This is a genomic window from Thalassobacillus sp. B23F22_16, from assembly GCF_043496955.1.
GTDB classification, from domain to species: domain Bacteria; phylum Bacillota; class Bacilli; order Bacillales; family Halobacillaceae; genus Thalassobacillus; species Thalassobacillus devorans_A.
This window is the reverse complement of record NZ_JBIEKD010000012.1, coordinates 77,157-103,087: the sequence shown is the minus strand read 5'-3', so window position 1 is coordinate 103,087 and position 25,931 is coordinate 77,157. Positions and strand designations below refer to the sequence as shown.

At 44.1% G+C, this 25,931-nt stretch carries 21 protein-coding genes; 7 read left to right on the top strand and 14 right to left on the bottom strand.

Annotated features, from left to right (window positions below):
• Positions 1–188: 188 nt before the first annotated feature.
• The 3 genes from ACGTNI_RS11255 to ACGTNI_RS11245 all read right to left on the bottom strand — a co-directional run bounded on the left by ACGTNI_RS11255 (position 189) and on the right by ACGTNI_RS11245 (position 2,907).
• Positions 189–1,250 carry an NAD(P)/FAD-dependent oxidoreductase gene (locus ACGTNI_RS11255; RefSeq protein WP_394462429.1) on the bottom strand — a complete coding sequence of 354 codons (1,062 nt, stop codon included), beginning with the start codon at positions 1,248–1,250 and terminating at the stop codon, positions 189–191.
• Between the two features lie 365 nt (positions 1,251–1,615).
• Entirely contained in the window at positions 1,616–2,722 is a 1,107-nt protein-coding gene (locus ACGTNI_RS11250; protein WP_394462427.1) for an oxidoreductase, read from the bottom strand.
• A gap of 38 nt (positions 2,723–2,760) precedes the next feature.
• Positions 2,761–2,907, bottom strand: a complete 147-nt coding sequence (locus ACGTNI_RS11245; protein WP_394462425.1) for a hypothetical protein — start codon at positions 2,905–2,907, stop codon at positions 2,761–2,763.
• A 69-nt stretch (positions 2,908–2,976) separates the two neighbouring features.
• Here ACGTNI_RS11245 and ACGTNI_RS11240 point away from each other — a divergent pair, with 69 nt between their 5' ends.
• From ACGTNI_RS11240 to ACGTNI_RS11230, 3 genes are all read left to right on the top strand, one after another.
• Positions 2,977–4,425, top strand: a complete 1,449-nt coding sequence (locus ACGTNI_RS11240; RefSeq protein ID WP_394462424.1) for an alanine/glycine:cation symporter family protein — start codon at positions 2,977–2,979, stop codon at positions 4,423–4,425.
• Positions 4,426–4,654: 229 nt separating this feature from the next.
• Positions 4,655–6,352, top strand: a complete 1,698-nt coding sequence (gene ggt / locus ACGTNI_RS11235) for a gamma-glutamyltransferase (protein ID WP_394462467.1) — start codon at positions 4,655–4,657, stop codon at positions 6,350–6,352.
• A 338-nt stretch (positions 6,353–6,690) separates the two neighbouring features.
• Positions 6,691–7,539: a Gfo/Idh/MocA family protein gene (locus ACGTNI_RS11230; RefSeq protein ID WP_394462421.1), complete on the top strand. Its 849-nt coding sequence runs from the start codon at positions 6,691–6,693 to the stop codon at positions 7,537–7,539.
• Between the two features lie 69 nt (positions 7,540–7,608).
• On the opposite strand, the gene ACGTNI_RS11225 is transcribed toward ACGTNI_RS11230, so the two are convergent.
• The gene (locus ACGTNI_RS11225; protein ID WP_394462419.1) at positions 7,609–8,820 is read right to left on the bottom strand and encodes a S8 family peptidase; all 1,212 of its coding nucleotides are present in this window, start codon (positions 8,818–8,820) and stop codon (positions 7,609–7,611) included.
• 266 nt (positions 8,821–9,086) lie between these two features.
• On the opposite strand from ACGTNI_RS11225, the gene ACGTNI_RS11220 reads away from it, so the two are divergent.
• Both ACGTNI_RS11220 and ACGTNI_RS11215 read left to right on the top strand, forming a co-directional pair.
• On the top strand, positions 9,087–10,352 hold the full coding sequence (locus ACGTNI_RS11220) for a tetratricopeptide repeat protein (RefSeq protein ID WP_394462417.1): 1,266 nt from the start codon (positions 9,087–9,089) through the stop codon (positions 10,350–10,352).
• Positions 10,349–10,486 carry a hypothetical protein gene (locus ACGTNI_RS11215; protein ID WP_157620101.1) on the top strand — a complete coding sequence of 46 codons (138 nt, stop codon included), beginning with the start codon at positions 10,349–10,351 and terminating at the stop codon, positions 10,484–10,486. The genes ACGTNI_RS11220 and ACGTNI_RS11215 overlap by 4 nt, the downstream gene beginning before the upstream one ends.
• Before the next feature lie 122 nt (positions 10,487–10,608).
• On the opposite strand, the gene ACGTNI_RS11210 is transcribed toward ACGTNI_RS11215, so the two are convergent.
• The 4 genes from ACGTNI_RS11210 to ACGTNI_RS11195 all read right to left on the bottom strand — a co-directional run bounded on the left by ACGTNI_RS11210 (position 10,609) and on the right by ACGTNI_RS11195 (position 15,923).
• Complete coding sequence (locus ACGTNI_RS11210) at positions 10,609–11,508, bottom strand: c-type cytochrome (protein WP_394462415.1); 900 nt, start codon at positions 11,506–11,508, stop codon at positions 10,609–10,611.
• Between the two features lie 33 nt (positions 11,509–11,541).
• Complete coding sequence (locus ACGTNI_RS11205) at positions 11,542–12,462, bottom strand: c-type cytochrome (RefSeq protein WP_394462413.1); 921 nt, start codon at positions 12,460–12,462, stop codon at positions 11,542–11,544.
• 265 nt (positions 12,463–12,727) lie between these two features.
• A complete protein-coding gene (locus ACGTNI_RS11200; RefSeq protein WP_394462411.1) occupies positions 12,728–14,380 on the bottom strand; it encodes an SLC13 family permease in 1,653 nt (550 codons plus the stop codon).
• A gap of 163 nt (positions 14,381–14,543) precedes the next feature.
• A complete protein-coding gene (locus ACGTNI_RS11195; RefSeq protein WP_394462409.1) occupies positions 14,544–15,923 on the bottom strand; it encodes a Glu/Leu/Phe/Val family dehydrogenase in 1,380 nt (459 codons plus the stop codon).
• A 172-nt stretch (positions 15,924–16,095) separates the two neighbouring features.
• Between ACGTNI_RS11195 and ACGTNI_RS11190 the strand changes: the two genes are divergently transcribed.
• Positions 16,096–16,923: an ion transporter gene (locus ACGTNI_RS11190; protein ID WP_394462465.1), complete on the top strand. Its 828-nt coding sequence runs from the start codon at positions 16,096–16,098 to the stop codon at positions 16,921–16,923.
• Between the two features lie 28 nt (positions 16,924–16,951).
• On the opposite strand, the gene ACGTNI_RS11185 is transcribed toward ACGTNI_RS11190, so the two are convergent.
• Complete coding sequence (locus ACGTNI_RS11185) at positions 16,952–18,328, bottom strand: LVIVD repeat-containing protein (RefSeq protein WP_394462407.1); 1,377 nt, start codon at positions 18,326–18,328, stop codon at positions 16,952–16,954.
• A gap of 563 nt (positions 18,329–18,891) precedes the next feature.
• Here ACGTNI_RS11185 and uvsE point away from each other — a divergent pair.
• Positions 18,892–19,848 (top strand): UV DNA damage repair endonuclease UvsE, encoded by a 957-nt coding sequence (gene uvsE / locus ACGTNI_RS11180; protein ID WP_394462463.1) that lies wholly within the window; start codon positions 18,892–18,894, stop codon positions 19,846–19,848.
• Between the two features lie 5 nt (positions 19,849–19,853).
• Here uvsE and ACGTNI_RS11175 read toward each other — a convergent pair whose 3' ends face one another.
• From ACGTNI_RS11175 to ACGTNI_RS11155, 5 genes are all read right to left on the bottom strand, one after another.
• Positions 19,854–21,323 (bottom strand): flavin monoamine oxidase family protein, encoded by a 1,470-nt coding sequence (locus ACGTNI_RS11175; protein ID WP_394462405.1) that lies wholly within the window; start codon positions 21,321–21,323, stop codon positions 19,854–19,856.
• 113 nt (positions 21,324–21,436) lie between these two features.
• Complete coding sequence (locus ACGTNI_RS11170; RefSeq protein ID WP_394462403.1) at positions 21,437–21,916, bottom strand: glutathione peroxidase; 480 nt, start codon at positions 21,914–21,916, stop codon at positions 21,437–21,439.
• A 120-nt stretch (positions 21,917–22,036) separates the two neighbouring features.
• Positions 22,037–22,963, bottom strand: a complete 927-nt coding sequence (gene thrB / locus ACGTNI_RS11165) for a homoserine kinase (protein WP_394462401.1) — start codon at positions 22,961–22,963, stop codon at positions 22,037–22,039.
• Positions 22,960–24,021: a threonine synthase gene (gene thrC / locus ACGTNI_RS11160; protein WP_394462399.1), complete on the bottom strand. Its 1,062-nt coding sequence runs from the start codon at positions 24,019–24,021 to the stop codon at positions 22,960–22,962. The genes thrB and thrC overlap by 4 nt, the downstream gene beginning before the upstream one ends.
• Complete coding sequence (locus ACGTNI_RS11155) at positions 24,021–25,319, bottom strand: homoserine dehydrogenase (RefSeq protein WP_394462397.1); 1,299 nt, start codon at positions 25,317–25,319, stop codon at positions 24,021–24,023. Before ACGTNI_RS11155 ends, thrC begins: the two co-directional genes overlap by 1 nt.
• Positions 25,320–25,931 lie beyond the last annotated feature (612 nt).

The window sequence follows — 25,931 nt, the reverse complement described above, 5'->3', positions numbered from 1 at the left end:
TTTTGAATGCCTGGGAAATTATAAAATTTTCTTTTTTGTGAATAATTTTACGCGGTGGGTCACATCCAGCTCCAGCGCCTACCCCCTCGAGGTCTTAAGACAATCCTCTCTGTGACACAGAACGTCACGGCGAGGATTGTCTTAAGCTTGTCGGGGGTAAGCAAGGCGCTTGCGCTTTTGTGCTTTGGTTAATGCCGTTTGTTCAACCATAAAACACCGGATTTAGCCAGACGTGGAAGCAATCCGGTCACTGGTTTTTGGAGCATGTTTCCAAAACCATCGGATTTTCCAAGCGAGCCTAGTGCACCTTTCAATTTGATTTCTCCCGGTTTTTCCGGTTCTTTTTCTCTCAATACAGCGGATAAGACCTCGGCAATTTGTTCGCCTTGCTGTCCTGCCAACTGAGCACTTGGAGAATATTCAGAAGCGGCACAGTCACCGACTACGTATACATTCGGTTTCTCCGGTACTTGATAGAAATCATTCAAGATGATTTTTTCCTGCGAATCTTTTTCGAATGGCAGTTCCCGGACCAGGAAGTTTGGTCGTACACCAGCAGTCCAAATGGTTACATCATTGACGTAACAGATGCCATTATTACATACGCCGTCTTTTTCTACGTATTCAACATTAGCATTATGGATCACTTCTACGTCATTTTTTTCGAACCATTCTTCTACATAGTCTTGAATTTTTTTGTCGAAAGCTCTTAAAACAGTTTCGCCACGATCTAACAGTCGGATATTCAAGTCTGGTCTGCTTTCCCTTATTTCAGAAGCGACCTCGATCCCGCTCAAGCCGGCTCCGACAACGGAAACCATGCCATAAGCTTTAAGATTATTGATAACATAGCCGGTATGTCTTGCTTTAGGAAATGTTTGGACACTTTCGGTGAACTCTTTGGCACCTGTTATGCCATGGTAGTTATCTTCACAACCAAGACCGATGACTAAATAATCATACTCCACAGGTTCTCGATTATCACGAACAATAATCTGCTCTTGATCCGTATCGATTTTTTCTATTTCCCCGTATACATAATCGACGCGATCATGTTCAGGAAACTCAATACGGACATTTTTATCTGATTCCGTTCCGGCGGCAATTGCATAAAATTCTGTTTTCAAGGAGTGGTACGGGTTTCTGTCTATCATAGTGATATGGGTGTCTTTCGGCAGCTCTTTATCAAGCAGGTTCAATAGTATTTTGACGCCGCCATAGCCGCCTCCTAAAATGACTAATCTCTTCATATTTATACCCCTTTTAAGATTGTACTGATTATTAGATGGAAGAACGTGACCTTCTATGTTAAAACGCTTTCTTACTGTCCATCCTAAAGATTATCAAAAAACATGTCGAAAGACTAGAAAAATCCCATAAAAATAATACAAATAGTGTTAAATCATTTTCCCTGGGAGCTACGTTTTGAAACTTTAGCGCAGGAATCAGTAAATACCCGGTAAGTAACCCTTAAGAGTTCCCCCGCAGTGGGGGAGGGGCGCATATTTTCTTTTTCGACAGAAGCTTTTATCTGCACAGGTGGTAATCGACAAAAAAGCTTCCCTTGTTCAAACGTTTGATTAAATAAAGCCAGGGGATTCCCCTGGCTTTTTTGTTATTCTATAATCTCCTTATTCAATTCGCTATCTTTAATGTGTGCATGTGGGAGGAGAGTATTCTCAAAATCGAAGTCCTTTAATCCTATACCGTGTTTGACTCGATTAGGAAAATCAGGGTTAGCGAGAGCACTGGTCCCAAGGGAAATGATGTCCGCTTCTTCTTTCTTAATCATTTTGGCAGCTTTCTCGGGATTCCCGAGATTACCATTAGCTATTACGGGGAGGATCCCAAAATCCCTGGCAGCTTTTGCTAATGTTCTAGATCCCTCGCCAAAGGCTGGGGCAGTCGCATCGGAATCTGTCACATGAATATAATCGAGGGAAGTTTTGCTTAACTCCGAGAAAATAAACGAGGCATCGTCTTCACCGCCAGCCCACTTATGCTCGGGATCGGCTACTTTAATTTGGGAAATTCGGATTCCGATAATGAATTCCTCCCCAACTTCTTTACGAACTTCTTCAATGATCTCCGGCATGATCCGAAGACGGTTTTCGAGAGAACCGCCATATTGGTCTTCCCGTTGATTCAAATAATCTGTTAAAAATTGATCGAGCAGATAACCATTAGCCCCGTGAATTTCAACCCCATCAAAGCCGGCTTTCTTTGCGTTGAGAGCCCCATCTACAAAAGCTTGTTTGGCAGATGTGATATCCTGCTCTGTCATCTGTCTAGGTTTTGGAAATGGACCTGACCCTCCATAAAACTCGAGCTGCTCGCCCTTTGGCGGCACCTCAGATGGAGCGATTGACTTCGTTACATATGCATTTCCTTGTCCCTGTCCGCCTGCATGCATTAATTGGGCAATGAAAACAGCATCATAATTGTGAACGGAGTCAACAACGGGCTTCCAGCTTTGGACATGCTTGTCATTGGCAAGCCCAGGCTGATTAATATACCCTTGGCTATAGCTTTCATCCAGATAGATCCCCTCAGATATTACTGTCCCGAAGCCGCCTTTTGCAAAGCGAGAGTAATAATTCTTCATCCGGTTGGAAGCCCTGCCGTCATCTTCTGCGCTGACACGTGTCATCGGAGCGACCGCCAAACGGTTTTTCAGGAATTGTTTTTTGATGTTTATATGAGAAAAGAGTTCTTTGTTCATGTATACTACTCCCTTTCCTAGAAGTTTTGAAAACAATCTTAAATCCAGGTTTCGTAAATGGCAAATGAAGCGCTCATTCTCTCGATTAAAATGTAAGAAAAAGGGTTGAATCTAACGAACGTAGGGTAAAAATAAATCATTAAGGAGCCAGTGTAATCAATTACCATTTGATGTAATCGCTTCATCTGTGGCCTCCTTTTTGTTATTATGAATATTGTGTGAAATTTTCTCAAAATTTTTAAAGGAGCGATTTTATGGAAAAATGGCTGACAATGGATACGTGGCTCGGTGATCTTGTCAATGCCGGAAACAACCTGCTTTGGACTTATATTCTTATTGGTTTATTGCTCGCATTAGGTATCTGGTTCACTGTCCGGTCACGTTTTGTCCAGTTTCGGATGCTAAAAGAAATGGTCCTCCTCTTAATCAAAGGAACAGACCATACAGGTTTCAAAGAGAGAAAAGGTACGACACCGTTTCAGGCGTTTGCAATTAGTACTGCTGCCCGTGTCGGAACAGGAAACCTTGCAGGTGTCGCCATCGCAATCTCTGTCGGAGGTCCGGGAGCAGTATTCTGGATGTGGATGATTGCCTTAGTCGGAGCTGCGACAGGGTTTGTTGAGAGTACACTTGCCCAAATGTATAAAGTGAAAGATAAAGACGGTTTCCGCGGCGGTCCCGCCTACTATATGGAAAGGGCGCTTGGAAAACGGTGGATGGGTGTTTTATTCGCTATCCTGATTACTCTTTGTTTTGGGCTGATTTTTAACGCGGTGCAAGCCAATACGATTTCTCAGGCATTTACAGGCGCTTATAATATTCACCCGCTTATTATCGGCTTTATTATAGCGGCAATGATCGGAATTGTTGTTTATGGAGGGATCAGACGTATTGCCGTAGTTGCTGAGGTAATCGTCCCTGTGTTTGCGGTAGCTTATATTATCGTAGCCTTCATTATTATGATGATCAATATTGATCAGTTACCAGGCATCATTTCTCTTATCGTAAGTAATGCATTAGGTATCAGGGAAATTGCCGGCGGTGGTATCGGCGCAGCTCTGATGAATGGGATTCAGCGTGGGTTATTCTCGAACGAAGCAGGTATGGGTAGCGCGCCGAACGCGGCTGCTACTTCCTATGTAAAACACCCGGTCGAACAAGGGCTTGTCCAGACGCTTGGAGTATTTACAGATACATTAATCATCTGTAGTTCTACGGCATTTATCATTCTATTAGCAGATGTTCATACCGTTGGTGAGATGGATGGTATCCAATTGACACAGCTGGCGTTGAACACTCACCTTGGCAGCTGGGCGGATGCGCTTGTAGCTATCACGATTTTCTTTTTCGCCTTCAGTTCTCTGTTGGGCAACTACTATTATGGTGAGACAAATCTTCAGTTCATCTCAGAAAATAAAATGTATATCCATGTTTTCCGAATTGCATTTTTGATCATGGTACTGGTCGGCTCTATGAGTGAAATTGAAATCATCTGGGGACTGGCAGATCTATTCATGGGCTCCATGGCGCTAGTCAACTTGATCGCTATTGCTCTGTTGACGAAGATTGCAGTCGCTGCCCTTGATGATTATCAAAGACAACGTAAACTCGGGCAAACGCCTGTCTTCTATAAAAATAGCATTCCAGGGGTCAAGAATTTAGAAGCCTGGGAGAGAAAACCGAACACGTATAAAGAAAAATAAGTACTGAAGAGAGAAGTTCCATTGTCGGGACTTCTCTTTTTTTGCAGAAAAATCAGTTGTACTGGAGAAAATTGTATCTTTAGCACTAACAAAATAGGTCTTAACGTAGTAGTATTTAGTTCAGAATTTTCAGTAAAATGAAAGATAGTCTAGAAAGGAGGAAAGTAAAGTGAATCAAAAGATTACTCGCTTTTTATCCATTTTTGTCATGTTAGCATTAGTGTTCTCGATGTCTTTTCCCTCTAATTTGTTTGCCAAAGCTCCGGACCGAACCGGTGACAAGGTGGCCTATGGAGAAGAAGGTATGGTGGCTACTGCCCATCCTGATGCATCAAAAATCGGGGCAGATGTGCTGAAAAAAGGTGGAACGGCAATGGATGCAGCTATTGCCATCCAGTTTGCACTCAATGTAACCGAGCCGATGATGTCAGGGATTGGCGGCGGTGGGTTTATGATGGTCTACGATGCAGAAGCAGATGATGTATCCATCATTGATAGCCGCGAACGGGCCCCTGCTGATGCAACGCCTGATATGTTTCTAGACGAAGACGACAATGTCATCCCTTTTTCCGAACGTCATATCAGCGGTGACGCGGTTGGTGTCCCAGGTACATTAAAAGGTTTGATGGAAGCCCATGAACGATGGGGAACAAAGCCGTTCAACCAGCTGATTAACCCTGCGATTAAGCTTGCTCACAGTGGTGTAGAAGTAAATGGCGTACTTGCCGCTGCGATTGCCGACAACCAGGATAAACTGGCCAGGAGTGCCGCTGCGGAAGTGTTCATGCCAGATGGAGAACCGCTTCAGGAAGGTGATATTTTAGTACAAAGGGATTTAGCTGATACATTTAAGAAGATACGTAAAGATGGTTTAGATGCCTTCTACGGAGGAGAAATTGGCCAGGCTCTGGCAGATACGGTCCAGGATTTTGAAGGCAGTATGACAAGTCAGGACCTTGAAAATTATGAGGTTACTATTGATGAGCCTGTCACTGGAACATACAGGGGTTATGACATAGCTTCTATGTCACCACCAAGCTCTGGAGGGTTAACCATCCTGCAAATGTTGAAAATGCTGGAAGGGTTCGATCTTTCCAGTTATGATGTGAAATCACCTGAGAAATACCACCTGCTTGCGGAAGCTATGCACCTTGCTTATGCGGACCGTAATACGTATATCGGCGATACACAGTTTGTCGATGTGCCGATGGATGGAATGCTGAACGACGACTACCTGGCTGAAAGAAGGTCATTGATTGAACTTTGGAAAGCGAATGACGATGTCGAGCCAGGGGATCCATGGGCTTATCAGGATGGAGAGCCTGAAGGCGCTGCAGCTCAGCCAGATGATCGTGAAATTGGAGAAACGACTCATTTTACTGTAGCGGATAAATGGGGAAATCTTGTTTCTTACACGACTACGATTGAACAGGTTTTCGGAACTGGCATCATGGTGCCGGGATATGGTTTTATGTTGAACAATGAACTGACTGACTTTGATGCTGTGCCTGGGGGACCAAACCAGGTAGAGCCAAATAAACGTCCGATGAGCAGTATGAGCCCGACGATTGTTTTTAAAGATGGTGAACCGTTCATGACGGTAGGTTCACCAGGTGGGCCGACAATCATCACATCGGTATTGCAGACAATTATCAATGTCATTGACTACGACATGGAATTGCAGGACGCTATTGAAGAACCGAGAATTTACAGCGCTTCCTATCCACAAGTCAGGTGGGAAGAAGGTATTCCAGCTGATACAAGAGAAACCATGGAAGCATGGGGTCATGAATGGCAGCGCTCGCCTGTGAACATTGGGAACGTCCAGGCTATAAAAATACTGGAGGATGGCAGCTTCATTGGAGCAGCAGATTCTACCAGGGAAGGGACAGCTATTGGACTAGATAGAACTGCTGGAAAGAAATAATAATAGGGGGCAGCCATGGGGCTGTCCTCTTTTGCATACGAAAAGCTGACTCTTACTAGAAATAAAGTTTCCATACTAGACCCCACCATGTGGTTACTAGACAATTATGGAGACTAACTAGACACTTGGAAGTTTTTATTCGACAGAATGGGAATATTACTAGACATTATTTGGTTTTTACTCGACGGATTCGTCATTTACTAGACACTCATTCGTGATGCCTTATGGATAACCATGGGAAACAGCGTTAGAATGGAAGTATCAAAAGTGAGGGGTGTTAACGTGAAGATTGGAATGATAGGAATTGGGGGGATATTGCGAAAAAGGCGTATCTGCCGGTGTTGACCCAGGTCCCGGGGATTGAACTTCATGTGTGTACAAGAAATGAGAAAGTTCTGGAGGAAGTCGCGGCTAAGTATCATCTCGACCATACATATCTCAGCATGGATGACTGGCTGGCTAGTGGCATGGAGGCAGCTTTTGTCCATTCTTCCACGGACTCCCATGAAAGGATAGTAGACCAATTGCTTGATCATGGCATTCATGTGTATATCGATAAGCCAATCAGTTATCATGGAGAAGTTTCTTCGCGATTAGTGGAAAAGGCGAAGAATATAGGTTTGATATTGATGACAGGCTTTAACCGAAGGTATGCGCGGCCATATCAAAAGCTTAAAGAGTTGGCGGACCCGAATATGATTGTCATGCAGAAAAATCGTGGCCACCAGGCGACTGATGTCCGTACATTCGTCTTTGATGATTTCATTCATGTGATCGATACGCTGCTTTACCTTTTTCCACATGCCATCGATGATATCAACATACAAGGAAAAAAGCAGGATGGAAAGCTTCACCATGTCGTCATTCAGCTGTTGGCGAAAGAAGGCATAGCCATCGGAATTATGAACCGGGAAGCAGGGACCACCGAGGAAGAAGTAGAGGTGATGAGTGCCAGTGAGACACGTACCGTCATGAATGTAAGTGATATTACCACCCATAAGGATAAAAGTGTTTTTAACCATGGAAGCGATGACTGGGAGCCGACCCTGTTGAAGCGAGGGTTCCACAGTGTGACAGCAGCATTTTTAGAAGCTGTTGAGAAGGGGTCAACAGCTCCTGAAAACTATGACCGCGATTTGCAGCCTCACTTGATTGCGGAGAAGATTGTCCGGACGATCGGGGAGTAATTATGGCTTTTGCATTTTCTTTCAAAAAACAAGCCTCCTTGTACGCAAGGAGGCTTGTGATTTTTCAAATTATCTTAAAACAGCGCCGTAAGAATCGATACGACCATGCTCAAAATAATAGCCGGTTCCGCTGATAGAATCTGCGGATTGTTCAATGTCCTGACGGATCTGCCAGTTGCTTTTTCCTTGAGATGCTAACAGTCCAGCCAGACCGGCTACGTGCGGGGAAGCCATGGATGTACCGGACATATACGCATAACCGCCGCCAGGTACGGTGGAGGCAATGTCCACACCAGGAGCTGTCACATCTACCCACGTGCCATAATTAGAGAAGGAAGCTTTATTGTCATATTGATCGACCGCGCCTACCGCAATGACATTAGCGTAGGAAGCTGGCTCAAATGTAGTCGATACACCATCATTACCAGCGGCAGCAATAATAACGGAACCTTTATTCCAGGCATAGTTCACCGCATTTTCTAATGTAGTGGTATCACAGTTACAGCCAAGGGACAGGTTGATTACTTCTGCTCCCTGGTCAGCAGAATAAGTAATGGCATCAGCTATGTTAGCGAGGGATCCGCCACCATTGGCATCGAGTGCACGTACCGCCAGGATTCGGGTGTTTGGTGCCATTCCGGCAACACCTTGGGAGTTATTTGTTTCAGCGGCAGCAGTACCGGCGACATGGGTGCCGTGGTCGTTTTCATCCATCGGATAATAATCGTTATCAACAAAATCATAGCCACGAATAGTTTTTCCGTCTAAGTCAGGATGGTTATAGTCGACTCCGGAATCAATGATGGCAATTTCCTGGCTGCTGCTTCCACGGGTGACGTTCCAGGCTTGTTCCGTATTTGTATTTTGCGGGCCATACTGATAGCCGCTATAGTAAGTATCATTTGGTGTCCAGGAAACGTTGAATTTATAGTTTGGTTCTGCATATTCCACGTTAGGATTATTGTTCAATGCTTTCACTACAGCTTCAACATTCCCTACTTCTAAAACATCGAATTCCGATTCCACCGCATCCACATCAGGCTTCACCTTGGCATTCGCCTGAGCGAGCGCTTCTTTTTTGGCTGACTGCTTCACATTATCCTTAAATTTTACGACCACTTCATCTTTTACATAATCTGCTGTGCCTTTTTCAACCTGTTTCATTGGAGAGGCATCGGATTCTGTAAGGTCCACCTTAGGTGATGCTTCTCCTACGGCAGGTAATACAGCAAGCGACAGTGCAAGTGACAGGGACAAACCAGCAACTTTCTTTAATTTCATACTACTTCCTCCTTTGTTTGGGTTACTATACAACTTCACGCAGAACGAAGGAGAATCCTGCTGATTCTTGTTGAGAAAAACCGGCAGAATCATGGGCCTCAAAAGGGGAAATGAAGCCGATTTTCGAAAGTAATTTAATTCATTAATAGTCATATATACCTACATACATAAGTCTACCTTCTGATTTTTTATCTTCGGGGTTCCGGTACAATGATAGTAAGGAAAAATCGACATTTTTCTACGAATTGAATAATCGGAGGGGTATCGTGGAGTTAACAGATAAATATCAAAAAGTAGATTATGGAAAGCTTATTTATCTGGAGCGTGTGAAACAACGATTGACCCAAAACGAGCTTTCTCTCGGGGTATGTTCCGTACCATATTTGAGCAAGTTGGAGAATCAGCGGATTTCTGATCCCAATCCTGAGACAGTTTCACTTCTCCTTGAAAAACTGGAGGTTGATTATCGTTCCCAGGTATCACGGGTCCAGGAAGTTTTGGAAGATATGGAACATTGGTACAGCTGTATAACAAGTAAAAATGACAGCCAAATGGATAGTTATTATCAGAAACTGAAAGCTCTTCCTTTGCACTATTATCCTGATTTGACGATCTGGTTCCAACTGATTGCTATTCGTTATTTCATACGTAAACACGACACATTACAGGCTGAAATGTCCCTCCAAAAGCTTGCTGCAAAAGAAAATAAGCTGGATCGTTACCAGACTTTCTACTATCTTTACTTTTCAGGATTAATAGATTGCTTGAAGCAGCATTACAAGGATGGACTGCTGAAACTTCATGAGGCTGAAGAATTCGCTAAAGAACAAGGTATCCATGAGTCGGAGCTGCTCTATCACCTGGCGCTTACCTATAGTCACATCAGCCATTCCTCACTTGCTATCTACTACAGTCAATCTGCCAAACGATATTTTGATCAGACGATGAACATCCACCGGGGAGTAGACTGTCAGGTTATCCTGGGAATCAACTTTTTGAGAATCAAAAGGTATGACAGTGCGGAGAAAGTTTTCAAAGATATTCTCCGTATCAGTCAATCGATCAACGATACACAGCTGGTCGGAAAGACATATCATAATCTCGGTTTTCTATATGCGGAAAAAGGGGAACTGGAGGCAGCGCTGCGTTACTATTATAAAGCGCTGGAAATTAAGAAGGAATACAGCAAAGGGTACTATAGCACCGTACTACGCGTCATCCATGCCCATCAACAGTGCGGGGAAACCGGACAGGCCATGGCATGGGTCGACGAAGTGCTTGAAAACGATGATCATGAGCCCGATACGACCATCCAATTTAAGCTCAAGAAACTGGAGTTGGCGGGAGAAGGCGATGACTACTATCAATATATCAACGACATCGCACTTCCTTACTTTTTGAAAGTAAATGATAAAAAAAGTATTAGTCGCTATGGCCAAAAAGCAGCGCTATATTACGAAGAAAATTTTCATTATAAAAAAGCGAATGAGTTTTACAAACTGATATTAAATCAAGGAGGTGAAATCAGTTGAAAAAAGGACTATTGAAAGTGTTATTACTCCTAATCGTCAGCACAGCAGCAGTTTATGGTACCCCAATGACTGACAGCGCAGCCTATACCCCTGAGACTCCTAACTTCTCCGATGAAGATCATCCAGAGTATTGATACTTAGGGGAAAAAGGACTCCATTCCTATAAACGTGGGGGGAGTCCTTTTTCAATTTTAGATATATACCTCGATATTAGCCATAACAAAAGCCCCTGGCAACAATGCCAGGGGCTTTGCAATTAATCTCTTGGTACCACGTTTTCTATTTCTGTCCAGTCAAATGTGCCGGCACGGATTTGCTCGCGGCGCTCCTGAGTAATGATGTCCGGTGGACCATCGCCATTTGGCCAGTCATTTTCGTGATCATCCCAGACAGGGCGGTCATGGGACAGGACATAGGCAGCCAAGTCTGCTGCTTCCTGTTTCGTCAGTGTATTTTCGTCTCCTTTAGGCATGTTGGCCTGGATATAGCCGGCTGCTTTGCTGAGGCGGCCCATACCGGCGCCATCATTAAAGGAACCATCTCCCCATAACGCAGGTCCTGAGTTAGGGCTTCTTCCAGCTCCATCAGCCCCATGACAGGTGATGCAGCCTTTCGTTTCATATAACTCTTCTCCGCGGGCTACATCAGGCTCTGGTGTTTTATCGAAAGTCGGTGTTTGAAGGCCTTCCATATCGTCTCCATGCTGTTCTGCCCCTTTAGATAAGTATGTCATATAGGCGACCATAGCACGCATTTCCCTGCTCTCATGATCCAGTTTTTTACCATTCATGCTTCGTTGCATACATCCGTTCACACGATCTTCGAGGGTGAAAATGGTGTCTGAGCGGGGACGATAAACTGGGAATTGTCCAGCCACTCCCATAAATGAATTCGTATTAGAGATACCGCCATTTGCGTGACAGCTTGTACAGGATAGTTCATTGCCAACCTCGTCAGCAAGCATCGTGTTCGTATTATACATTAACTTCTCGCCATAACGGATTTCTTCCGTCATTGGATCATCTGGATCCAGCTCGCCTAGTGTACTTTCATAATGGTTTGGTGTGTCAAACTCGGATTCAGAATTATTAGAGCAAGCTGCAAATGCTGCAATAATTAAAAGTAATAGAGCGATCAGCCATTTGTTTTTCCACATGCAACTGCCTCCTTTTCTTGTTAACTTCGTACATTAGTCTGCCGGGACAACATTTTCAATTTCTGTCCAGTCAAACTCTTCATTTTGAATTTGTTCGCGACGTTCCTGATCGATGATATCAGACGGGCGACCACCATTTGGCCAATCATCCTCATGTCCTCCCCATTCGGGGCGATCCTGTGAAAGGATATAGGCAGCCAGGTCGGCAGCTTCCTGGTCAGTCAATTCCTCATCATCACTAGGTGGCATATTTCGTTTGAGGAAACCTGCCATTTTAGTCAATCGAGACATACCGGCACCGTCGTTAAAAGAATTGTCTCCCCATAGAGGCGGGCCAGAGTTTGCTCCTGTACCAGAACCATCCTGGGCGTGGCAGGACATGCAGTTCTTGGTTTCGTACAACTCCTCACCACTGGCAACATCTGGTTCCGGTACTTCTTCCATCGTGTTTTGCATACGCCAAGGAATATCTGCGCCATGATCGATACCTTCAGATATGTAGGTTAAGTAAGCGACCATTCCTCGCAATTCGTCACTTTCACGGTCGAGTTTTTCCCCATTCATGCTTCGGATCATACAGCCATTAATGCGATCACTTAACGTAAAAACCTCTCCTTCCCTCGGACGGTATTGTGGGAATTGTGTAGAAACACCGACCATGGATGAACCTTGGCCCACACCACCATCAGCATGGCAGCTTTGACAGGAAAGCTCATTACCTACCTCATCAGATAAGACAGTATTTGTCTCATTAAAGGCTTTTTCTCCTAACTTGATGTATTCGGTCATTGGGTCATCCGGATCCAAATCATCCGTAGAAGGAGGATCATATTCTGGTTCTTCTGGTGTCTGATCAAAAGGTGCGGATGGAGTAGATGTATCATTGTTTGAACAAGCTGCAATGCTGACAATGATCAAAAGCAGCATCCAAAATAACCATTTGTTTTTGAACATTATTACTAACCTCCTCATCTGGTTGTTACAGCTACTATTACCCCCATTTTAAAAGCTATTTAGCTTAGAAATGGAGGAAATGGGAATTCTACATATAATCTTCATAAAATTCTGTTAAACAAATAAGAGTGGAAGGGAGCAATGGACTTGGCCGGTCACATCATCAGTACCTTTACCCCAACGGTTATATTTGGAACATATTGGAAATAAGAAAATATAAAAAAACAGGAGACCCAATAATAAGAAAGGTCACCTGTTTAAGGGGTTATCTATATTGTTCCGGAAAACTAGTGATATCAATGCCCCAGACTAATGGCATCAGCAAATAGATGAATATCGCAATGATGAATATTGCCAGTATATTTAAAAAGAAACCGGCTTTTGCCATGTCAGGAATCCTTAGATAACCGGACCCGAAGACAACTGCGTTCGGTGGGGTGGCAACAGGAAGCATAAAGGCACATGAAGCAGCCAGTCCAGCACCAATCATTAAACTGTACGGGTGGACATTGATGGCTGCGGCGAGAGAAGCCATAATCGGGAACATCATGGTTCCGGTAGCTGTGTTGGATGTGATCTCAGTCAGGAAAATGACGAGACCGATAACAGCGATCAGAATGATAAAGAAATTTACGTTAGCAAGTACAGTTAATTGTTCCCCAAACCATTCGGCTAGACCAGACTGACTAAATCCGGCAGCGATTGCGAGTCCTCCTCCGAATAGCAAAAGGATCCCCCATGGCAATTGTTTGGCAGTATCCCAATCTATTAACGCTTCCCCTCGGTAGCGTTTGGAAGGAATAACAAAAAGAATTAAGGAAGCAGAAATGGCAATAATGGCGTCATCGATGCCCGGGATAAATTCGGCCAATAGGAATGAACGGGTGATCCACGCTAGTGCTGCAAATGTAAAGACAGTCATTACTGCCTTTTCTTCTGGCACCATCTTACCTAAGGCTGACTGTTCATCACGAATGACTTTTTGTCCTCCAGGCAGCTGGTCGAACTTCATTTTATAAGCGACCTTCACCAGGTAGATCCAGGCGATAATTAAGAATACCGCGGAGATTGGCACTCCAAATAACATCCAGCGGGCAAAGGAAATTTCAACCCCATATAATTCCGATACTACCCCGGCGAATATTGTATTCGGCGGGGTCCCAATTAATGTTCCCAGCCCCCCGATGGAAGCGGAGTAGGCGATGCCCAGCATCAACGCTTTACCGAAATTGAAATTTTCGGGGCTTGTATCAATGGAGTCGTCATCCTTTAACAAATCAGAAACTTGATAAATGATTGCAAGACCGATTGGCACCATCATCATGGCTGTGGCTGTGTTTGAAATCCACATGGATAACCCGCCAGTTGCGACCATGAATCCGAGTATGATTTTTTCTGTATTGGTACCGATCAATGAAATGATCCACAGCGCTATTCGTTTATGTAAATTCCAGCGCTGCATTGCTAATGCGATGATGAAACCACCCATGAACAGGAAGATTGTATCTGATCCATAGGAAGAAGCTGTTGCATCCATGTCGAGTCCGCCAGTCAATGGAAACAAGACAATGGGAAGCAGGGATGTGGCGGGAATAGGAATCGCTTCTGTGATCCACCAGGTGGCAATCCAAAGGGTAGAGGCTAAAATAGCCACCCCTTCTGCAGATAGGGATTCTGGTTTCACGAATAGTAAAGTTAATAAAAATAAGAGGGGCCCCAGCCATAGACCGATTTTTTGTCTGGTATCGAATCCGGAAGGGGGTTCATCCCCTTCCTGCTTATGGCGTGTGCTTTCAGCAGATTCTGTATCCCACTGCGAGTTGTTTCCGCTTACAGAAAACTTCATCAGGTTTTTTGCTTCATGGTGCAAAACCCACATCCGCTTCCACACAGCAGTTGCGCTATTCATCAGATTCATTTCTTTACCTCCTTGGTGAGTATAATTGGTATTTACCACCATAACATAAATCATCAGCTGATTATTTAAATACATATAAGATTTCGACAATTTACCTAGAGACCAGTCTTTAATTAAGGAAAAAAAGACCACCGGGGATAGGTCGATGGTCTTTACTGAGATTTTAAAACAGCTTTCCTTGTCTGTATAGGATGGTCGATAGTTTAGTTACAGCATGGATATAGCAATTCTGCCGTAATGGGAATGGATCTTTAAAAAATTGCGGAAAGATCGTGTCTAACGTATGCTGCATTTTATCGTATAACAACTCAAAAATCTGATCTTCTGTATAGAATTGTGTTTCCCTTCCTTGCATCCATTCAAAGTAAGAAACGATGACACCACCGGCATTAGCGAGTATATCAGGAACGATAAGCACTCCATCTTCACTTAAATACTCATCTGCATCTTCTGTAACCGGGGCATTGGCGCCTTCCACAATCAAACGGGCTTTTATATTTTTCATATTACCCGGGTGAATCTGATCTTCTAAGGCTGCCAGAAACAGAGCATCTACCTCCTGTTCGAGTAAATCATCACGATCGTGGACAGTAGCTTTAATAGCATGTTCGGCCAACGCTTCTTCATCGGCAGGGAGGTCCCCTTCATGGTCCATGGTATACTCAATCAAAGCTGGAATGTCTAAGCCATCTGAATTATACAACATGACGTTGTGGTCGCTGACGGCAACAACTTTATTTTGCAGGTAATCACATTGATAAGCTTGAAGAGCTGCGACAGAGCCGACATTTCCAAATCCCTGGATGGCTATTGTCAGCGGACGGCCATAATGTTGCATGGCTGTTCTGGCAAACAGGTTGTCACTGTCTTCCATCCAGGTTTCGTTATTTTTGATAAAGTTGTGCATCATATATCGGAAAGTAAAATATACCCCTTTACCAGTAGCTTCCCGTCTTCCTAAAGAACCACCGTTGATGACACTTTTCCCCGTAAAGCTGCCGCGGTATGTCTGGCCTGGGTGGATGGTTTTGTATTCGGCCATCATCCAATCCATTTCCCGTTCGCTTGTCCCGACGTCAGGGGCTGGTATATCCTTTTCCGTACCTAAAATATCACTGAAATATTGCACATACTTTTTACAAATCAAATTTAGTTCTTTAGGCGAATATTCCCGCGGGTTGATGATGACTCCGCCTTTTCCCCCACCGAAAGGTACTTCATGAAGTGCGTTCTTTAAAGTCATCAGTTTAGCGAGGTTGGAAACCTCATCTTCATTTACAGATTCGTGAAAACGGATGCCTCCTTTGTAAGGTCCTAATGTATTGTTATGCTGAACCCGGAAAGCGGGGATGCGGACGACGGTTCCATTTTCTAAGGCAATTCGAAGAAAGGATTTATTGATATGGTTTGGAGTCGATAGTATGGATACTAAGGATTTGAATGCCTGGCGTCTGGGATTACCTTGTAAGTCCGGTAAAAACGTTTCGTCTTCCAGTAGTGCGTTCAATGACCTCCCGATAATGTCTTCTGTCTTTTTTTCCATAAAAGTACATAACCTCCTACAAAAGAATGAGTGCTATTAGTTATACCTTCCCCTTTATTACAAAATAGTAATCGTAAAGTTACACAGGGATAACAAACCATGACCTGCGAAGGAAGTTTGTGATAAACTAGAAAGCTAGCAAGCCTATTTATTGGAGGTTTCAGTAGACGTGATGAAGAGAAATTCAGGAGCAGGTGTCCGCTCAAAGCTGTATGGCTTAGTTCACCATCCTTACTTTACTAACACCGTACTATTCTTAATTTTTATCAATTCAATCACCATTGGTTTGGAAACTTATCCGGGGATTTTTAAGGAATATCAAAACTGGTTTGTTTTAATAGAAGGGTTTTTTCTTTGGTTTTTCACTATCGAAATTATTTTAAGAATTATTGCCCACCGACCTATGCTGCATTTCTTTAAAAATGGCTGGAATATCTTCGACTTTATTATTATCGGCGGGGTGCTGATTTTCAGTGGTACTCATTATATTTCTGCTTTACGGATTCTTCGTGTTTTGCGAGTCATGCGCACCGTTTCCGTCAGCCCGTCACTGCAGCGTCTGACCACTGCATTGTTACGAACCGTGCCTGCGATGGCGAACATCCTTCTGCTACTAGCGATTGTGTTTTATGTGTTCGCTGTGATTGGTGTTATTTTATACCGTGATTTGGCACCTGAGTACTTCGGTTCCCTTCATTTATCCATGGTGACATTGTTCCAGGTAGTTACACTGGAATCCTGGGCGAGTGGTGTGTTCCGGCCAATATTTGAAGAGGATCCATGGTCGTGGATTTATTTTATATCTTTCATCTTGATCGGCACCTTCATCGTTCTTAATTTGTTTGTCGGTGAAATTGTCAATAATGTCCAGAAGGTTAATGAGATGTATGAAGCGAAGAAGAAAGAAAAAGAAGGAAAAAAAGAAGTGGATCACGAGATGCTATTAAAAGAAATTGCCGAACTGAAAGCGATGATAAAAGAAAATCAGGACAACAAATAAAGGCGGCCCAAACGGCCGCCTTTTTAAATTATTCACTTTCAGTCGGAGCATCATTATCAGGTGTCTTTTGTAATACTTTCAAACCTTGGCCCATATCAGAAGCGAGGACGTAGTTACGGTCTACATAAACACCCCAGATATTAGAACGACTAGGTATATAAGCTCCCGTTTCAACTGGATTTGCCGGATCGGTGATATCCACTGCCCGTACACCCCCGGAATAGTGGGATAAGTAAAGCGTATTGCCTCTTACTTTCGGATCGTGGACGGTAGCACCACCTTCTATATTTTCAGTGAAGTCCGTTTTAAAAGAACTTAGCAAGGTAGGGTTTGTCTTATCTTTTATGTCATAAATCATTGTGTAACCATAGGCTGACTCAAAGCCTTCACGAACAGGTCCGAATACTTCTCTCGTCTCAATCAGAACATTTCCGCCTTTAGCAAGTGTGGAAGAGTGCGCTGCTCCCTGAACAGTCGGAGCGAAGTCTGTTCTTCCCATATATACAGGGTTTTCAGGATCTTTGATATCCAAGATGATCGTGCCTAAATCCCAATAGGAAAGGTAAGCTGTGTCCCCGTTATTATCAGTAATGACACTATGAGCGAAAGCGGCACGGCTGATTCCGTCTTCATCCGTCCAGTTGTAGCCATCATAGTTGTCATCACTGACTTCATCGATGTGATCCCTTGGATCGAATTGATAGATGGATTCAGGGTTCGCCGGGTCACTGACGTCGACTAAATGAACGTCCATCTGCTCGCCATGGGAATAGTAGTCTGCATAGTTATTGGCTGTCATCACATATGGCTTGCCATTCTGGACGAATAAGTATAGTTCGTGTGTGCCGCGTGCTCCGGATGTATCTTCCCAAAATCCTAGTTTCTCGGGATTTTCAGGGTCGGTTACATCATATAACAGGAAACCACCGGTAGCGTCCGAACCAGTGTCAAGTTTTTGCACACTGACAGCAGCCAAGTCGCCTTTGAAATTTGGCGTGTTCACGGATTTAACAATCACTTTTTCCTGCCAGGTGCCTTCATGGTGAGCGAAAGAACTTACTTCTTTCGGATTAGCAGGATCCTTCATATCAAAAACCCGAACACCACCTTCACCGCCATTAGCAGCATGGGTTCCCAGGTAAGCATAGCCGTTGTAACTGTATACGTCAGCGGTAGAATTTTTCACTCCATCCTTCACTTCCTGAAGTTCTACGGCGGCAACTTCTTTCCAGTGGCCGATATTCTTAGTTCCTTCTAAAAGTGGCACCGATAGTTCCGCACCTTCCAGGTTTTCACCTTTCTCAGCTCCTCCGCCCAGTTCATCATGGGCGAATGCTGTGGCGGGAACCAGGGAAAATGTTAATGCTCCAGCTAAGGTCATATTTAATAATCGTTTCTTTTTCAAAATGGAAACCTCCTGAATGATCTGTATTATTCTCCATTCCCGGGTTGGAGGGTTTTTCCAAATTCAGTATATCCTAGCCGGATGTTATTAACAATAAATTATGAATTTTCAGTAAAATAAGCCTGCATAAATAAGCACAAGTTCCTAACCTAGGTATTATTTTCTCTATTGTTTTTACAGAAAAGCTCCCTTTTACTGAAGACTCAGTTTCGAGACTTTTGATTGCGGTTATGGTGGCCGGGAAAACGGATCGCTTTCCGTGGGCATGTGGTGAGCTTCCTCAGGCTTCGCCTTGCGGGATCTCACCGCTCATTTTCATCCCACAGGACTTTGAAATACTTCTTCGAAACGACACCGAACGAAGGAAATGCGTAGCATTCGCTCCTCCAACCAATATATCGAAATCAAGTCTTCGACTTTTCAGTCCTTTAATTGAATAATGAAAAACCAACCCAGAACTGCCCTTTAAGGAGAACTGTGAGAGGAGATGTTTTGGTTTAGAAAGGATTCATAGTGGAAAACTTACATGGAGCAAGTACTATCATATAGAGAAGGTGAATGTGTTGATCATTCGTTTCGGTTATGTCGCTCATGCTTTGAACCTGTGGGATGCTTCTCCGCAGAAAACAATGACATTTTCCCGCTGGAAGCAGTTAGGGGAAGAGGAAAGAACTAATAAATTACATGAAATTACGAGGAAAAACCTCCAACATACGTTACGAGCACTCCATTATAATATTGCTCATGAAATCAAGCTGTATCGATTATCATCCTCCATTGTTCCATTAGCCACACATGAGGATGTGGACTGGGATTACATAACACCATTCCGAGAGCTTTATGAGGAAATTGGAGAGTTGGTAAAAAAACATGAAATCCGGACGAGCTTCCATCCTAATCAATTTACGTTATTTACAAGTGACAAACCGCATGTGACGCGTAATGCCGTGCGGGATATGGAATATCATTATAGTGTAGCTGAAGCAATTGGGCTGGCAAAAGAATTATCCATTAATATTCATGTAGGCGGTGCCTATGGAAATAAAAAAGAAGCCGTCGGCAGGTTTCATGACAACCTGCTTCAGCTTCCAGGCCACATAAAAAAACAGATGACTTTAGAAAACGATGATAAAACCTATACCGCTGGCGAAACTTTGGATATATGTGAACAAGAATCGATTCCGTTGATGTTTGATTATCATCATTATATAGCTAATCATGACGAGGGGGAGAGCCTGGAGACTATTCTTCCAAGATTTATGAAGACGTGGGATCATACTCCCCATCGGCCGAAAATTCATGTTTCCTCTCCTAAATCTGAACAGGCGTTCCGAAGCCATGCGGATTATGTGAGTATGGACTTTTTACAGCCGTTGATCACAGGCTTGAAACGTATCGGCCGATCTGTTGACGTGATGGTCGAAGCAAAAGCAAAGGATCGCGCACTGCTTAAGCTGGTCGAGGAAATGGCAGCCAAGCGTGGCGTGAAGCGAATCGGAGGAGCTACTTTAGAATTATAAGCAGCTTATTCACGATTATGTACTTCAAAAGCCGCGCGAATGCCAGATTCAATCGCTCCTTCGATCCACCCATGAAAAGAAGAGGTATGTTCACCAGCGAAGTGCAGTCGCTGTTCAGGTAGAGGGATGATATCCGCATAGTTTACTTCCTGATTAGGGGTGAATAGGGTAAAGCATCCAGACGAAAATGGATTTTGACTCCAATTAAAAGTGACTCCCTGAATAAATTCGTTGTACACTTGCGGACCGTAAACTTCCGCAAGCCCATCTAATGCCAGCTGGATATGCTCTTCTTTGGGACGGCTGTTCCACAAGAGAGCATTATGTCCCCAACTATAGCTGGCGAGAAGGACGGCGGGCCCGGGACTTCCAATATCCCAGCTTGGTACATAAGAAAACCGGATCGGAGTATCGGAGATAATATTCCCGAGCTGTTGTTGCTCCCAAAAACGGCTCTTGAACTCAAGGGCTATTTTTACAGAGGGGATATTGGGCAACTCTTTAATGACCGACCATTTTTCAAAAGAAATAGAATCATTGGGCTCTACCTTGATAAACTGGAAAGCTGTAAATGGAATGGTAGTGATTCCGAAGTCGCCGTGAAAACGATGGGACTCTCCTGTCATCCTGTCTTTGGTTTGAAAAATTATCTCATTCTCTTTCTGAATAATTTTAGTTACTTCCTGGTTCAGGTAGATACGATCACCCAGTTCAGGCAAAAAAGCCCTTGGAAGCTGGTCGTTCCCCCCTGGGATTTGATAAAATTCAATAGCCTCACTGAAAATAGGGTAGATGATGTCTGTCAGAATATCCACGAATGAGAATTCTGGAAAGCCTTCTATGCCTAATAGAACGCTGATTTTTCTAATAGCGTTTACCGACATGGATTGACCGAGCGGGTTATTCTTTAGAAAGTCTCCCATAGAGTAACGGGCAAATGTTTCACGCAGTTCTTCTTGTTGTTCTTCATTACTTCTACTGTATAATTCAAGGAATGGTTGGACAGCAGATAAAAGCAGTTCTGTTGCTGTCTTTCCTTTTTCCCAATCTTCAACAGGAAAATTTAATAAATCCGGATTCTCTTCATATTCTTTACGTGTAACGATACGACCATTAGCAAAAAGCAGGTCGTGGGGAGAGGTATTAACAAATTTAGCTGCAGGCAGTCTGAACCGGCGTATGTACTCGAAAACGAGGGCATGGTTATTTGGAATACGCATGGCTCCTAAATCGATATAGTTGCCTTGGTGAAAGGGCTGCCTGAGTGTAAAAACCCTTCCTCCGATACGGTCATTTCCCTCCAGTATGGTGACCTCATGTCCAGCTTTTCTTAATAGAAGAGCGGCGGTTAAACCAGCCATTCCCGCACCGGCTATCACTACTTTTTTCGGCCGTGACTTAGGCTGAAGCCCTTCTCTTAATAGTTTAATCATATCTTCTGGATAGTTAAGTTCCTGATATGCTCGTTTTTTCATTCGTCCACCTCCCATTTTTCATCATATGCTAAGGGGAGGTCTTGTATGAGAAGAAGAAGGGAGGATGTATCATAGAAAAAGACGAGCACTTCGCCGGTGCCCGTCTTTACATTCTAGTTCAATAGTTTTTGAATATCCTTCTCTATATCTTCTGGTTTTGTCTGGGGTGCGTAGCGATCGACGACATTGCCGTTTTGGTCGACGAGGAATTTTGTGAAATTCCACTTGACCTGATCGGAAATCATTCCGGGGGCTTCTTTTACCAGATGCTGAAAAAGTGGATGGGCATCTTTGCCTTTTACATCAACCTTGCTGAACATCGGAAAGGTAACACCGTAATTGACCTTACAAAACTCCTGAATATCTTGTTCCGTTCCAGGTTCCTGATTCATGAACTGATTGCTCGGAAATCCTAGCACTTCAAATCCTTGCTCGTTATACTTGTCGTATAGCTCTTGCAGGCCTTCGTACTGGGGTGTGAACCCGCACTTGCTGGCTGTGTTGACAACTAGCAGCACTTTTCCTTTGAAATCAGCCAGGGACTTTTCTTCTCCCGTAATCATTATTGCTGAAAAATCATGCACATTACTCATGATAACGCCTCCCTTTTAATTCAAAACCTATCAGCATTCAACAGGCAAGTCAAAAGATAAAGCAGCTTACATAAAAAATACAGCCAGCGAAGGATCATTCTCCTTAACGCTGGCTGTATGTTATTTTGCTGCCGAGCATTTATAGCTATCGACGGTGACTCCTGTTTCAGCGGGAAGTAATAGCTCCACCACTGCTTCTCCTGGAAAGGAAGAAGCGAGTGTGCGTTTCACTGTTTCTCCTTTTCCAGGTGGGGTGAAGCAGAGAAGAATCGGGCCGGCACCGCTGATAGCTACTCCGTAGATTGGTAATGATTCTTTTAATGTCATGACTGTGTCCCATTCCGGAATCGACTGGACCCGATAGGGTTGATGGAATAAGTCTTCGGTCATCATTTTTCCGGCAAGCTCCCAGTCATGCTGCAGAAGGGAAGCGACCAGTACATTGCTGATGCTGCTGGCTTCCACAGCTTTAGCGTAAGGAAAGCTTTCTGGCAAAAGTCCTCGTGAAGCATCTGTTTTCATTTCATAGGACGGGATGACAGCTACTATATCAACTTCCGGACGTCCGCCTAAAACAATATGTGTGTCTTTTTCCTGGTGACATCCAATCACCAGCCCGCCGAAAAGGGAAGCGGCGACATTGTCAGGGTGGCCCTCATAAAGACTTGCATATCGTGCTTTCTCTTTCAATGAAAGGTTGAGGTCCAGCAGATAGTCCGCAAGTTCGATGCCGGCTACAATGGCAGCGGCGCTGCTTCCGAACCCCTTAGACATGGGAAAGTCGCTGCTTAACTTAACGGTGACAGGAGGGAGGGAGCCTTTTCTATAGTTCTCGGCCACAAATGTTGCGACCTGATAAATCAGGTTATCCTTCCCAGCTGGCAGTCCTTTTAAATTCTCGGTTTCAGGTTCGAAAGACCATTGGCTGTCCGGCGCCACATCCAGTGTCAAATATCGGTTGACGGCTAGACCGACAGAGTCGAATCCCGGGCCTAAATTAGCAGTGCTGGCCGGGACTTTGATCGTGAACATCCCGCTGGCACTCATGGTTTGACACGTCCTAAAATATGATCGAACACCACTTCTTCTTCGTTTGGAAGAACTACCGGTTTCAACGTGGAGTTCTTAATGGCACAGTCTGGATCCTTTAGTCCATTCCCGGTCAGGACAGCGACAACTTTAGAACCTTTTTTGATATGGCCGTTTTCGATGTCTTTCTTTAAACCTGCTATTGACGCACAGGAAGCCGGTTCCGCAAAAACTCCTTCAGACTGCGCGAGAAGGTGATAAGCTTCCAGAATCTCTTCATCCGTGACCGAATCGATTTTCCCTTTAGACTCATCAGTAGCTACCAGTGCCTTATCCCAGCTGGCCGGATTTCCTATCCGGATGGCGGTAGCCAATGTTTCCGGGTTTTCGACGACTTCGTTTCGTACGATAGCAGCTGAACCTTCTGCTTCAAATCCGTGCATGCTTGGCAGCCCAGTGTTATTTTGCTGATGATATTCCTTGAACCCTTTCCAGTACGCCGTAATATTACCGGCATTTCCGACTGGTATGGAAAGATAGTCAGGAGCGGTGCCCAATTGTTGACATACTTCAAAGGCCGCTGTCTTCTGCCCTTCGATCCGGTATGGATTGACAGAGTTGACGAGGGTGATTGGCGCTTCCTCGCTCAGGTTGCGTACCATTTGCATGGCATTATCAAAATTTCCTTTAATGGCGTAAATTTCCGCGCCATACATGACGGCTTGTGCCATTTTACCCATCGCAATTTTGCCATCTGGTATGACAACGATACAGCGCATATTGGCTCTGGCGGCATAGGCGGCTGCAGCGGCTGAGGTATTCCCTGTCGATGCACACATGACCGCTTCACTGCCTTCTTCCTTCGCTTTGGCAACTGCCATCACCATTCCACGGTCTTTAAACGATCCGGTGGGGTTAAGACCTTCATATTTCACGTGCAGTTCCACGCCAAGTTTTTCTGATAAATTATCGAGAGCAATCAATGGCGTATTGCCTTCCCACAAGGATAGTTTCGGTGTTTTTTCATTGATTGGTAAATATTCTTCGTATTGATGAAGCAGGCCTTTCCAGTTCATCAGCGTTCATCTCCTTCGACACGGTAACTGCTTTTGATTTCAGAAACGACATCCAGATCATGCAGCTGCTGTAGAATAGATTGATAGTTCTTCTTTGATACGGTATGAGTCGTCATAACAATATCTGCTATGTCTTCTTCTTTGGCAGGCAACTGCAGAATTTTCTCTAAACTTACACCATAGCTCGAAAAGAGGTTTGTTAAAGCAGAAAATGTCCCAGGCTGATCTTTGGCATGCAATCTTAAGAAATACTTTGCCTGGATTTCATCTTCATCCTTCAGGTTCTTTTCAAACTGGGGCAAGACAGCACTGTTACCTGTGACACCGAGCCGGATATTTTTCATGACATCAACTAAATCGGAGACTACGGCCGTTGCGGTTGGCAGCTTTCCCGCCCCCGGACCATAGAACATTGTTTCACCAACTGCTTCCCCGTGCACATATACAGCGTTGAATTCATCATTTACTGCAGCTAGTGGGTGATTTTCGGGGAACAAAGCAGGCTGTACACTTACTTCTACTTTATCACCGGAACGATCAGCGATCCCGATCAGTTTCATTGTATAACCCAGCTGTTTACTGTATTCAAGGTCTTCCTGGGAAACATTGGATATTCCTTCGATCGATACGTCATCCAATTCCAGGTGCATCGAGAAACCCAGGGTGCCGAGGATAGCTATTTTTCTGGCTGCGTCGATTCCTTCCACGTCTGCAGTGGGGTCTGCTTCGGCATATCCCAGTGCTTGCGCTTCTTTCAAGACATCGTCGTAGGCAGCACCATCCTGAGTCATTTTTGTCAAAATATAGTTAGTCGTACCATTTAAAATTCCCATCATTTTTGTGATGCGGTCTGACGACAATCCTTCCACAAGGCTGCGGAGGATTGGTATGCCGCCAGCAACGGAAGCTTCATAAAATAAATCGCAGCTGTTCTCTGATGCTGTTGCCAGCAATTCGCTCCCGTATACAGCCATGAGGTCTTTATTGGCTGTCACCACGTGTTTTTTATTTTGGAGGGCTTGGACAATATAGTCTTTCGTCGTCTCGACTCCGCCCATTACTTCAATGATGACATCAAGCTCTGGATCATTCAGTACGTCATCAGGATTGGTGGTCAATCTCGCACCGTTTAAAACGACATCGCGCTTTTTGTCCGGGTTGTTGACCAGGATGTGTTTGACTTCTACATTACATCCGACCTGGTGTTTTAGTTTATCCTGATGCTGGTCAATAATATGCACGACCCCGCTTCCTACGGTGCCTAATCCGAGCAGGCCTATCGAGATTGTTTGTGTCATGTCCTTTGTCCTCCTTTTGTATTTTTAGAAAGTACATTCGTTTACGTATAAAGGACATTATAGTAATGAACAGGCTGTTTTACAACCCTTTTTCAGAAAGTTTTTTAAAAAGATCTTCCTATAGGAATTGGTTTATTTTTCCATTGATATAAAAAGGTTTAACTTATCCATAAATAAGGGAAGCTATTAGTAGAAAGTGATCAGAAGAAAGGATGAATATGAATGATCCGTACAATTTTAATGATTATCGGTGCAATCGTGGTAATCGGTGCAATTTTATCTATGATTTAATAAGATTAATTAATGAAAGCAGGAGCCAGGCGAACAGCCCGGCTCCTGCTTTTTTTATGGTCATTTTACAGTTAAGCTCCCAATTGCTGAAGACTCAGTTTCAGGATAAATTGTTTCCGTTACGGTAGTAACGGTTGGGAGGTACGGGAAATCACTCGCTTTCCATGGGCATGTGGTGAGCTTCCTCAGGCTTCGCCTTGCGGGATCTCACCGCTCATGTTCATCCCATGGGAGTCTCGCAATTTCCCGTACCCCCTTGCGTGTATGAGAGAAACGGAAACATGGGTATATCGTTCTTCAAAAAGAGTGAGGTAGGCATGA

Coding starts and splice junctions, on each gene's coding strand:
- ACGTNI_RS11190 (WP_394462465.1), top strand. CDS start 16,096: ATGAAGAGAAATTCAGGAGCAGGTGTCCGCTCAAAGCTGTATGGCTTA.
- ACGTNI_RS11250 (WP_394462427.1), bottom strand. CDS start 2,722: ATGAACAAAGAACTCTTTTCTCATATAAACATCAAAAAACAATTCCTG.
- ACGTNI_RS11205 (WP_394462413.1), bottom strand. CDS start 12,462: ATGTTCAAAAACAAATGGTTATTTTGGATGCTGCTTTTGATCATTGTC.
- ACGTNI_RS11200 (WP_394462411.1), bottom strand. CDS start 14,380: ATGAATCTGATGAATAGCGCAACTGCTGTGTGGAAGCGGATGTGGGTT.
- ACGTNI_RS11245 (WP_394462425.1), bottom strand. CDS start 2,907: ATGAAGCGATTACATCAAATGGTAATTGATTACACTGGCTCCTTAATG.
- ACGTNI_RS11195 (WP_394462409.1), bottom strand. CDS start 15,923: ATGGAAAAAAAGACAGAAGACATTATCGGGAGGTCATTGAACGCACTA.
- thrB (WP_394462401.1), bottom strand. CDS start 22,963: ATGAGTGCCAGCGGGATGTTCACGATCAAAGTCCCGGCCAGCACTGCT.
- ACGTNI_RS11175 (WP_394462405.1), bottom strand. CDS start 21,323: ATGAAAAAACGAGCATATCAGGAACTTAACTATCCAGAAGATATGATT.
- ggt (WP_394462467.1), top strand. CDS start 4,655: ATGTCTTTTCCCTCTAATTTGTTTGCCAAAGCTCCGGACCGAACCGGT.
- thrC (WP_394462399.1), bottom strand. CDS start 24,021: ATGAACTGGAAAGGCCTGCTTCATCAATACGAAGAATATTTACCAATC.
- ACGTNI_RS11170 (WP_394462403.1), bottom strand. CDS start 21,916: ATGAGTAATGTGCATGATTTTTCAGCAATAATGATTACGGGAGAAGAA.
- ACGTNI_RS11210 (WP_394462415.1), bottom strand. CDS start 11,508: ATGTGGAAAAACAAATGGCTGATCGCTCTATTACTTTTAATTATTGCA.
- ACGTNI_RS11255 (WP_394462429.1), bottom strand. CDS start 1,250: ATGAAGAGATTAGTCATTTTAGGAGGCGGCTATGGCGGCGTCAAAATA.
- ACGTNI_RS11155 (WP_394462397.1), bottom strand. CDS start 25,319: ATGACACAAACAATCTCGATAGGCCTGCTCGGATTAGGCACCGTAGGA.
- ACGTNI_RS11225 (WP_394462419.1), bottom strand. CDS start 8,820: ATGAAATTAAAGAAAGTTGCTGGTTTGTCCCTGTCACTTGCACTGTCG.
- ACGTNI_RS11240 (WP_394462424.1), top strand. CDS start 2,977: ATGGAAAAATGGCTGACAATGGATACGTGGCTCGGTGATCTTGTCAAT.